This window comes from Streptomyces sp. NPDC007162, from assembly GCF_040634175.1.
In the GTDB taxonomy this organism is placed as follows: Bacteria; Actinomycetota; Actinomycetes; order Streptomycetales; family Streptomycetaceae; genus Streptomyces.
The window spans coordinates 1-10,824 of sequence record NZ_JBEYFC010000309.1 but is presented as its reverse complement, the minus strand read 5'-3'; the positions used below and the strand labels follow the sequence as shown (position 1 = coordinate 10,824).

8 protein-coding genes are annotated in these 10,824 nt (G+C 72.1%); 1 reads left to right on the top strand and 7 read right to left on the bottom strand.

The window, feature by feature from the left end; all coding sequences use genetic code 11:
- Positions 1–885, top strand: an 885-nt coding sequence (locus ABZ646_RS29700) for a glycoside hydrolase family 97 catalytic domain-containing protein (protein WP_360525385.1), incomplete at its 5' end; no start/stop codon positions are given.
- Between the two features lie 12 nt (positions 886–897).
- On the opposite strand, the gene ABZ646_RS29695 is transcribed toward ABZ646_RS29700, so the two are convergent.
- The 7 genes from ABZ646_RS29695 to ABZ646_RS29665 all read right to left on the bottom strand — a co-directional run.
- Complete coding sequence (locus ABZ646_RS29695) at positions 898–1,812, bottom strand: squalene/phytoene synthase family protein (RefSeq protein WP_360525381.1); 915 nt, start codon at positions 1,810–1,812, stop codon at positions 898–900.
- A 44-nt stretch (positions 1,813–1,856) separates the two neighbouring features.
- Positions 1,857–2,828 carry an alpha/beta hydrolase gene (locus ABZ646_RS29690; RefSeq protein ID WP_360525378.1) on the bottom strand — a complete coding sequence of 324 codons (972 nt, stop codon included), beginning with the start codon at positions 2,826–2,828 and terminating at the stop codon, positions 1,857–1,859.
- Positions 2,829–2,894: 66 nt separating this feature from the next.
- On the bottom strand, positions 2,895–4,421 hold the full coding sequence (locus ABZ646_RS29685; RefSeq protein ID WP_360525375.1) for an APC family permease: 1,527 nt from the start codon (positions 4,419–4,421) through the stop codon (positions 2,895–2,897).
- Between the two features lie 159 nt (positions 4,422–4,580).
- Positions 4,581–5,594, bottom strand: a complete 1,014-nt coding sequence (locus tag ABZ646_RS29680) for an SDR family oxidoreductase (RefSeq protein ID WP_360525372.1) — start codon at positions 5,592–5,594, stop codon at positions 4,581–4,583.
- A 55-nt stretch (positions 5,595–5,649) separates the two neighbouring features.
- Positions 5,650–6,759: an enolase C-terminal domain-like protein gene (locus ABZ646_RS29675; protein WP_360525369.1), complete on the bottom strand. Its 1,110-nt coding sequence runs from the start codon at positions 6,757–6,759 to the stop codon at positions 5,650–5,652.
- Positions 6,756–8,558, bottom strand: coding sequence for a thiamine pyrophosphate-requiring protein (locus ABZ646_RS29670; protein ID WP_360525366.1), 1,803 nt, complete (start codon positions 8,556–8,558; stop codon positions 6,756–6,758). Before ABZ646_RS29670 ends, ABZ646_RS29675 begins: the two co-directional genes overlap by 4 nt.
- 45 nt (positions 8,559–8,603) lie before the next feature.
- A partial coding sequence (locus ABZ646_RS29665) for an FAD-linked oxidase C-terminal domain-containing protein (RefSeq protein ID WP_360525363.1) occupies positions 8,604–10,824 on the bottom strand: 2,221 nt, incomplete at its 5' end.

The following is a 10,824-nucleotide window of genomic DNA, read 5'->3' as shown; positions in this document are numbered from 1 at the left end:
GACGTCACCGACCCCGACTGGGCAACCGACAGCTGGATGCCCCAACTCGTCGACTACGCGCGTGCCAAGGGCGTCGGGATCATCGTCTGGATCCACCAGCGCGACCTCGACACCCCCGAGGAACGCGCCCAGTGGCTGCCTACGCTGCAACGCTGGGGCGTCAAGGGCGTCAAGATCGACTTCATGAACTCCGAGGCGCAGTCCATGTTCCAGTGGTACGACACGATCCTCGCGGAGACCGCCGCCCACCACCTGATGGTCGACTTCCACGGCGCCACCCTCCCCAAGGGCATCCAGCGCACCTGGCCCCAGGTGATGACCATGGAGGCGGTCGGCGGTGAGGAGAAGCGCACCAACACCGCCGTCCACCTCACCACCCTGCCCTTCACCCGCAACGTGATCGGCTCCATGGACTTCACCCCCGGCGGGTTCCAGCGGGTCGGCCAGCGACCGGACTCCGACGCCGCCGAGCTCGGGCTCACCGTCGCCTACGAGTCCGGGCTCCAGATGTTCGCGGGCACCCCCGAGTCGTACGACCAGCGCCCCCTCGCACGGGACTTCCTGGACCAGGAGCCCGCGGCCTGGGACGACACCCGGCTGCTGGCCGGCAGCCCCGGGCAGGAGGCCGTGCTCACCCGACGCAGCGGGGACCGCTGGTTCCTGGGCGGGGTGTACGCGGGCGCCGCCCGCACGGCTGCCGTGCCGCTGACGCTCGGCCCCGGCCGCTGGCTGGTGCAGACGATCCGCGACGGCGCCGACGGGCTCGTGCAGGACCGTCAAGTGCTGCGCGACGGACAGGAGTTGAGCGTCGACGTGGTGGCGAACGGCGGTTTCGCGGCCATCGCCTGCCGCTGGCGGCCGGGCATCACCACCTGCTACCGCTGAGCGTGCGCCCCGCTACCGCTGAGCGCGCACCGCCTCGCGGCGGGCATCGAGCAGCAGCCTGAGCGTGCCCGCCGTGGACGGCGACGCGGAACCGCGCAGCACCCCGGTACCGCGGGCCAGTACGGCCTCCGCCGTCATCAGCTCGATCTCGATGAGGGCCCGCACCATCGGCCGGTGGGGTGCCGGCATCAGTGCCAGCACCTCCCGGCCCGACCGGAGATCCGCGCGGGCCCTGTCGACCTCCTGCTCCACGAGGGAACGCAGCCCGGCGGAGGCCCGGCCGGCCGCCAGGTCCGCCACCGTGACCGAGAACCGCTTCAGCGTCTCCCCCGGGATCCCCGGATGCCCCTCCCGCAGGTCCTCGGCCAGGTCGTTGACGAAGTCCAGCCGCTGACTTCCGTCGATGAGCGTGCGGCACCCGGCCCGGTAGCGTCCGTCGGCGTCGCTCTCGGGTCCCAGCAGACCGGCGATCGGCAGGAAGGCGGGGAGCGAATAGGCGTCCACGTAGGCCTGGTAGTCGGCCTCCGTCGCGAAGCCGTCGAACCCCAACTCGGCGGCCGCGGTGGTCAGATACGTCTCCACGGCCGCCCGGTGCCGTGGGAACGCGGAGACGGTGTGCAGCAGGGTGCGGATCAGCGGATCGTCACTGGTCCCGGTCTCCAGCGCGGCGCGCACCCGCTCCTCCCAGGCGGCCCAGGCCGCCGCCCGCCCCGGTTTCGGGCCGGAGTCCAGGAGGACGTCCCCGTGGTGCATCACGGCCGTCGCGGCGATCACGTGGGGCAGTACGGCGGCCGGCAGCAGCACCCGGCAGGCCAGGTAGGCGCTGCGCCGGTACCGCCGCACCGTCCGCCGCTGGGCGCCGTAGTCCCGGCGCAGTCCCGGGTCGGTGATGCCTGCCGCGGTCAGGGTCTTGTTCCACGTGCTCACCGGACGATCGTAGAGCGCGCCGCGGACCACCCGGCGGCCGGCCGTCAACCGTCAGCTCGGGAAAGGGACGTCAGGAACTCCAGGAGCGCCGCGTTCACCTCGTCCGGGCGCTCCTGCTGGGTCCAGTGCCCGCAGCCCGCCAGCTTCAGCGGCTCGCGCACCAGGTTCGGCATCAACTCCGGCAGGCGGGCGATGAGTTCGGGCGTGCCCGGAAACGCCGGGACGATGTCACGGTCACCGTAGACGTACAGCGCGGGCGGGGTGACGACGGCGCCCTGCCAGGGGGCGGTGAGTTCCCAGTTGCGATCGAGGTTGCGGTACCAGTTCAGGGCGCCGGTGAAGCCCCGCGAGAAGCTCTCGGTGAGCGCGTCCAGATCGGCCTCGGTGAACCAGCCGGGCAGCGTCTCGGGGTCGGGCAGGTCCGCGAGCCAGCCGCGCTCGGGGTCGACGAGCGGCTGCCGGATCCCATCGCCGTGGGCGTCACCGGCCCCCATGGTGAAGAACTTCCGCAGCGTGGTGCGCGGGTCGCGGCCGAACTCGGCGTCCGCGACCCCGGGACGGTCGAAGTAGTTCCAGTAGAAGCGGCCGCCGAACCTCTCGTCCATGGCCTTCAGCGGCGGCCGCTCACCCCGGAACGGCGGCGGCACGCTCAGCCCGGCCACCCCGCGCACCAGGTCCGGCCGCAGCAGCGCGGTGTGCCAGGCCACCGGCGCGCCCCAGTCGTGCCCGACGACGAACGCCCGCTCCTCGCCCAGTTCCCGGATCAGCCCGACGACGTCGCCGACCAGATGGAGGATGCTGTACGCCTCGACGTCCTCGGGGTGGTCGCTGCCGCCGTACCCGCGCTGGTCGGGGGCGACCACCCGGAACCCGGCCGCGGCCAGCGGACCGAACTGGTGCTGCCAGGAGTGCCAGGACTCGGGGAAGCCGTGCAGGAGCACGACCAGCGGACCGGAACCCTGCTCGGCGATGTGCAGCCGGATCCCGTTCACGTCGATCATTCGATGCTGGACCATGTGCACGAGCGTACGCGCAATGATCTTCCTGTGGCGCCCCGACCCGGCGCCGGGAAACGCCCCGGCTCAGTGGCCTTCCGCCGTCTGCCGGGTGGGCCTCCCCGACGCCCAGAACACCACTCCGAGCAGCATGAACCCGACCAGCGGGACCAGCTCCGTCAGCAGGTACTTCCAGCGCTCGGCGTAGCTCCAGCCGTCCGGTGCGTAGCCGGCGCCGAACCAGTGGTCGCCGAGCCCGGGCGCGACCAGTTGTACGCTCGCGAACAGGATGAGCAGGGTGAGGACCGTGCTGATGAGCCGGGGGAGCGGGCTGCGGTACGGGCGGGGCGTGTCCGGGTACTTGCGGCGCAGCACCGGCAGCGCCGGGAAGATGCCCAGGTAGCTGACGAGGGTGGTGGACACCGCGAGCCCGAGCACCGCGCCGAAGAGCTTGGCCGCGCTGCCGTTGGTCAGCTCGTGGGCCAGGACCAGGACCGCGGTGGAGACGAGACCGCTGAGGACGTTGACCCGCACCGGGGTGCCGAACCGGCTGGAGATGACGCCGAGGAAGCGGGGGGCCGCGCCGTCGTAGCCGGAGACGGCCAGGGCGCGGTCGGAACCCATGATCCAGGTGACGCCGGAGGACAGCACGGTGAGGATGAACATGATCGCGGCCAGGTCGCCGAGCACGGAGCCCGCCCCGCTGAGCGTGGCGGTGCCGTCGGCGGCGACGTGCCCGCCGTACACCGTGAAGACCTGGCGCAGCGCGTCGACGAACCCGCCGAGGCCGGTGATCGCCTTGACCGGCAGGACGAGCAGGATGCCGAGGATCGGCAGCGCGTACAGCAGCACCGAGAGGACGGCGCTGCGGAAGATTCCGTAGGGCACGTCCTTCTGCGGGTCCGTCATCTCGTCGCCCGCCGTGTTGGGCAGCTCGAAACCGACGTAGTTGAACATCAGCACCGGCACCAGGGCGACGAAGCCCGCATAGCTCGGCGAGAAATCGCTCACCCCGAAGCCGTGCAAACCGTGCTGTACGCCGTACACCACGACCGTCACCGTGAACAGGCCGAGCAGCAGGAACCGGCTCCAGGCGCCGATGGTCGGGATCCACTTGCCGATGTCGAAGGAGAGGATCGCGGCGAGCACGCCCACCCAGACGAAGACGAGCGTGAAGGCGTAGAAGGCCGGGGTGCTCAGGTCCTTCCCGCCGTTGAAGAAGGTGGTGTACGCCGTGACGGCGGAGACGGCGAGGGTGCCGCCCAGCCACACCGGGTTGGTGATCCAGTACAGGAAGTTGTTGACGGCCCCGGCGAGGCGTCCGAAGGCCCGGCTGGTCCAGATGTAGGGGCCGCCCTCCTCGGCGAAGGCGGCCCCGAGCTCGGCGATCAGCAGCGCCGACGGCACGAAGAAGACCACGGCCAGCACGATCAGCCAGGTGAACGCCTCGGCACCGCGGGCGGCCACGGCGCCGATGGTGTCCACGCCGACGATCGTGCACAGCAGGAAGAACAGGATGTCGAAGCGGCCGAAGTGCTTGCGCAGCTTCCGCCGTTCCGCCTGGGCCGCGGTCGTGGAGTCGACCGGGTCGGGAGCGAGAGGGCCAGCGGTCACCGGGGGCTCCAGCGTGCTTGGAGGAGGGGCGCGATTCGGCCAATGATCCGCCGCGCCGCAGCACGTCACAAGCGCTCGGGGTCAAGTCTTGACCATCGTTGCGTCACCCACGCCCGTCCGGAACCCGCCGGAAACCGCACCGCAACACCGGGCCCGCCGCTACGCGCTCCCGTCGCCCAGCAGCCGTCGGATGCCGCCCACCGCCGCCACGGTCAGCGCCGTCGTGGTCACGGCCGTCGCCGCGGGGTGCCGGGCCAGCGCGGCCTGCACGGAGCGCGGGTGGGACTGCTCGTCGAACTCGCCGTGCGCGCCGTGATCGGTGCCCGGCTCGGCGTCGGCCGGCGCGTAGAGGTTGCCGGAACCGGCCGGTGCCGGTGCGCCCGTCTGCTGGGAGCCGAAGCCGGTCCGTGCCAGGTAGCGGTCGAGCAGGGCCGGGGCGAGCCGGTTGGCCCAGATGGTCGCCGCGGTCGTGGCCCCGATGTAGCGCTGCTTGCGCTTCGGGTGGTCGGCGGCGTACAGGACGCCGCGGGCGGCCACCTCCGGCTGGTAGATCGGCGGCACGGGCTGCGCATGGCGGGGGAGGCGGGTGCGCACCCAGGAGAACTGCGGGGTGTTGACGGCGGGCATCTGGGCGACCGTGATGTTCACGTTGCTGCCCTGGTGCAGCAGTTCCACGCGGACCGACGAGGTGAAGCCGTTGATGGCGTGCTTGGCGGCGCAGTAGGCCGACTGGAGCGGGATCGCCCGCTCACCGAGCGCCGAGCCGACCTGCACGATCGTCCCCCGGTCCCGTGGAAGCATCCGGCCGAGGGCGGTCCGGGTGCCGTTGACGAAACCGAGGTACGTCACCTCGGTCACCCGCCGGTACTCCTGCGGGGTGATCTCGGTGAAGGGCGCGAACACGCTGGTGAAGGCGCAGTTGATCCACACGTCGATGGGCCCGAGGAGCCGTTCGGTGGCGTCGGCGACGGCCTCCAGCTGGGCGGGGTCCGCGGTGTCGGCCTGCTGGATCAGCGGGTGGCCGCCGCGTTCGGTGACCTCCTCGGCGGTCGCCTCCAGCCCGGCCTCGCCCCGGGCCACGAGCGCGATGCGGGCACCGCGCTCGGCGAAGAGCCGGGCCGTGGCCCGGCCGATACCGGCGCTGGCTCCGGTGATGACGACGACTTGCGACATGTCCCATTCCTTCGGTTCGTGAGAGCTTTCGTGAGTCTTCGCGCGCTCCGCTCCGTCAGCCGACGCGGTACGGGCGGGCCCGTTCGGCGTCGAGCGTGAGGCCCAGGCCGGGGGATCCGTCCCGGCCCGGGACCAGGGCGCCGCCCCGTGGACCGGGAGCGCCGTCGAAGAGCAGCCGCTCGATGCGGACGTGGTCGTGGAACCACTCCAGGTGCCGCAGGTTCGGCACCGAGGCCGCCGCGTGCGCGTGGGCGGCGGGCGCGCAGTGCCCCGAGATCTCCAGGCCATGGGCCAGCGCCAGCGCCGCCACCCGCAGCCAGACGGTGATCCCGCCGCAGCGGGTGACGTCCGCCTGGAGGCAGTCGACGGCCCCGGCGTCGAGCATGTGCCGGAAGTACGGCAGCGTGTAGCCGTACTCCCCGGCCGTCACGTCGGCCAAGACCCGGCCGCGGACCGCGGCGAGCGCGTCGAGACGGTCGGAGGAGACCGGCTCCTCGAACCAGGTCACGCCCTCCCCGTCCAGCGCCGCCGCCACCCGCACCGCCTGCTTCACGCCGTAGCCGCCGTTGGCGTCCACGTACAGCTCGGCCGCGTCGCCGATGCTCTCGCGGGCCCGGCCCACCCGCGCCAGGTCGCGTGCCTCGCGGCTGCCCCAGGACTCTCCGATCTTGATCTTGACCCGGGGGATGCCCTCCTCGTCCACCCAGCCCCGCAGCTGCCGGTCCTGCCGCTCGGCGTCGTACGTGGTGAAGCCCCCGCTGCCGTACACCGGCACGTCGTCACGGGCGGCGCCCAGCAGTTCCACCAGCGGGAGCCCGAGCAGCCGGGCCTTGGCGTCCCACAGGGCGATGTCGACGGCGGAGATCGCCTCGGCGGCGATCCCCGGCAGCCCGGCGTTGCGCACGGCACGCTGCATTGCCTCGTTGGCGCGCGGCACGTCGAGGGCCGGCAGGCCGGTGACCACTCCGGCGAGCAGGTCGTCGACGACCCGCGCGGCCGCCGCCGGGGCGTAGGTGTACCCGAGCCCCGTGACGTCCCCGCAGCGGACGGTGACCAGGACGAGCGTGGTGCTGTCCCAGGCGGCGGTCCCGTCCGCCTCGGGGGCGTCCGTCGGAACGGTGTAGACGGCGGTGTCCACCCGCTCGACGGCCGGCAGGTCGCTCACCGCCGGCCCGCTTCGTGCCGGTGCGGCAGGAACTCCTGCACCTTGGCCTTGAAGCCCTGGCGGACCATCGCGACCCGGTCGCTGTCGCCCTTGAGGACGGCGGCGGCCGCCGCCTCGATCTGGTCGAGGGTGGCGTGCGGCGGGATCGGCGGTACGGCCGGGTCGGTCACGAAGTCCAGCACACACGGCCGGTCGGCGGCGAGCGCGGCCTCCCAGGCGCCCTGCACCCCGCCCGGCTCGTCGATCCGCATGCCGGTCAGGCCCAGGGAGCGGGCGAAGTCGGCGTACCCGACGTCCGGGATGGACTGCGAGGGCAGGAACTGCGGGGCGCCCTCCATGGCCCGCATCTCCCAGGTCACCTGGTTCAGGTCCCGGTTGTTGAAGACGGCGACGATCAGCCGCGGATCCTCCCAGTCCTGCCAGTACTTGGCGATGGTGATCAGCTCGGCCATGCCGTTCATCTGCATCGCCCCGTCACCGACCAGGGCGATCGCCGGCCGGTTGCCGTGGGCGAACTTGGCGCCGATGGCGTACGGCACGCCCGGCCCCATCGTCGCCAGCGTCCCCGACAGCGAACCCCGCATCGCCCCGCCCAGCTTCAGGTGCCTGGCGTACCAGTTGGCGGCCGAACCGGAGTCGGAGGAGAGGATGACGTCGTCCGGGAGCAGCTCGCTGAGGGCATGGGCGACGTACTCGGGGTTGACCGGGTCGGCCGAGACGGCGGCCCGCCGGTCCATCACCTCCCACCAGTCCTTCACGTTGCTCTCGATCGTCTCCCGCCAGGACCGGTCCTCCATCTGGTCCAGCAGCGGCAGCAGCCTGCGCAGCGTGCGGGCGGCGTCGCCGACGAGGTTGACCTCGAAGGGGTAGCGCATCCCGACCATGTGCGGATCGATGTCGATCTGCACCGCCCGCGCGTTCCCGAAGGCCGGCAGGAACTGCGTGTAGGGGAAGGACGAACCGATGACGAGCAGGGTGTCGCAGTCGCGCATCATCTCGTACGACGGCCGGGTGCCGAGCAGCCCGATGGCGCCGGTGACGTAGGGCAGGTCGTCGTCGAGGGCGTCCTTGCCCAGCAGCGCCTTCGCGACCCCCGCGCCGAGCCGGTCCGCGACCTCCTTGACCTCCGTGCGGGCGCCGCGCGCGCCCTGTCCGATCAGGATGGCCGTCTTGCCGCCGGAGTTGAGCACGTCGGCGGCCCGCTGGAGGTCGCCGTCGTCCGGCACCGGCGCGTAGTGCGACATGCCGAGGCTGGACGGCACCATCTTGAAGGCGTGCTCGGGCGGCGAGTAGTCGAGTTCCTGCACGTCGGCCGGGATGATCAGGGCGGTCACCGAGCGGCGCGCCATGGCCGTGCGCATGGCCCGGTCCAGGACGTTCGGGAGCTGCTCGGGGACGGTGACCATCTCGCAGAAGTCCGAGGCGACGTCCTTGTACAGGCTGAGCAGGTCGATCTCCTGCTGGTAGGAGCCGCCCATGGCGCTGCGGTTGGTCTGCCCGACGATCGCCACCACCGGGACGTGGTCGAGCTTCGCGTCGTACAGGCCGTTGAGGAGGTGGACGGCGCCGGGTCCCGAGGTGGCGGCGCAGACGCCGACCCTGCCGGAGAACTTGGCGTAGCCGCAGGCCTCGAAGGCGGACATCTCCTCGTGCCGGGACTGGATGAACCGGGGCTTGTTCTCCGCGCGTCCCCAGGCCGCGAGCAGACCGTTGATGCCGTCGCCGGGGTAGGCGAAGACGTTCTCCACGTCCCACTCCCGCAGCCGCTGGAGGATGTAGTCGGAGACCTTCGTCGACATGTTCGACAACCTTTCCTGAAGTGGACGTGCGTGCGTCTGCGTGTGTCAGGGGCGGCGCAGCCGGCGTACGGCGCCGAACGCGGCCGCGGCCGCGAGGGTTCCGGCGGCGGCTGTGGTCGCCCACCGGGCCGTGCCGGAGGGTTCGGCGGGCCTGCGGGCCAGCCGCTCGGGGTGGTCACTGGGCACGGGGCCGTCGAGGGCGAGGGCCAGGGCCTCGGCCAGGTGCAGGGCCCGGCGTCCGGTGCCGCCCTGCTCGATCTGGGTGCGGCAGCTGAACCCGTCGGCCAGCACCAGACTGTCGGGAGCGGCCCCGCGCACCGCGGGCAGCACTCCCAACTCGCCGACGGCCATGGAGACGTCGTGATGCCCGCGCTCGAAGCCGAAGTTGCCGGCCAGGCCGCAGCAGCCCTCGTCGAGGACGTCCGCGTCCAGATGGGCACGGCGCATCAGTTCCCGGTCGGCGTCGAACTTCATGATCGCGTGCTGGTGGCAGTGGGTCTGCACGGTCGCCTGCCGGGTCAGGGACGGCGGCTGCCAGCCGTCGGGCGCGTGGTGGACGAGCTGCTCGGCGAAGGTGCGGGTCCGCCCGGCGAGCCGCTGCACGTCCTGGTCGTCGGGCAGCAGCTCGGGGGCGTCGGAGCGGAACACGGCCGTGCAGGAGGGCTCCAGGCCGATGACGGGGGTGCCCGCCTCCAGGTAGGGCGCCAGCACCCGCAGTGAGCGGCGCAACACCTTCTTGGCCACGGCCAGTTGACCGGTCGAGATCCAGGTCAGACCGCAGCACACGGGTGCCTCGGGCACGGCCACCCGGAATCCGGCGTCCTCCAGGACCCGTACCGCCGACATCGCGACCGAGGGGTGGAAGTGGTTGCTGAAGGTGTCCGGCCACAGCACCACGGTCGCCGGATCGGCCGGATCCGGCTGCTCGGTGCCGAGGGCGCGCCACCACTGCACGAAGGACCGCTCGGCGAAGACCGGGGGCTGCCGCTGCCCGGCCACCCCGGCGAGGGCCTTGCCGGCCTGGCCGAGCAGTGGCGCGTGCAACGCGTTGTTCGCCAACCTGGGCGCGTGTTCCGCCAGTTGCGCCCACAGGGGCAGCCAGCCCATCGAGTAGTGGGCGGCCGGGCGGGGACGCCCCGCGTAGTGGTGGGCGAGGAACTCCGCCTTGTACGTGGCCATGTCGACGCCGGTCGGACAGTCCGACTTGCAGCCCTTGCAGGCCAGACAGAGATCCAGGGCGTCCCGGACCTCCGTCGACCGCCAGCCGTCCTTGACCGCCGAGTCGGGGTGCCCGTCGAGCATCTCGAACAGCAGCCGCGACCGCCCGCGCGTGGAGTGCTCCTCCTCGCGGGTGGCCCGGTACGACGGGCACATCACGTCGCCCTTCAGGCTCCGGCAGTTGCCGATGCCGACGCAGCGCAGCACCGCCCGGGTGAAGGAGTGGTCGTCCTCCGGATACCCGAAGTGGGTACCGTGGGTGTCCGGCCGCCAGGTGGCCCCGAGCCGCAGCTGGCCGTCCACCGGATTCGGGTCGACGACCTTGCCGGGGTTCATCCGGTTGCCCGGGTCGAACAGCGCCTTGAGCTCGCCGAAGGCACCGACCAGCCGCTCCCCGAACATCCGGGTCAGCAGCTCGCCCCGGGACTGTCCGTCGCCGTGCTCGCCCGACAGCGAACCGTCGTAGGAGGCCACCAGGTCGGCGGCCCGTTCCAGGAAGCGCCGGAAGTGCGCGACACCCTCGGCGGTCTTCAGCCCGAACGGGATCCGGGTGTGCACACACCCCTGCCCGAAGTGCCCGTACAGCGACGGGTGGTCGTAGTCGAACTCCTCGAACAGCTTCTTCAGGTCCCGCAGGTAGTCGCCGAGCCGCTCGGGCGGCACCGCCGAGTCCTCCCAGCCCTCCCAGGTCTCCCGGTCGTCCGGCGGCCGCGCGGTCACCCCGAGCCCGGCTTCCCGCGCCTTCAGCATCTTCTGCTCGCGCTGCGGGTCGTCGGAGAAGGCCACCGAGGAATCCTTCTCCGACCGGCCGATCGACTTCAGCAGTGCGTGCGCCTGCGCGTCGACCTCCTCCTGGCTGTCCCCGGTGAACTGCACCAGCAGCCAGCTGTCCGCCTCCGGCAGCACCCGCAACGATTCCAGGTAGGCGTGCTCCTCGCGCATCAGTTCCGCCATCCACACCAGCGGCCTGCCGCGCGGCGCCGACACCCCGGACTTCGGCGACGGGAGCCCCGAGTGGTTCGCCGCCAACCGCCTCAAGAGCTTCACC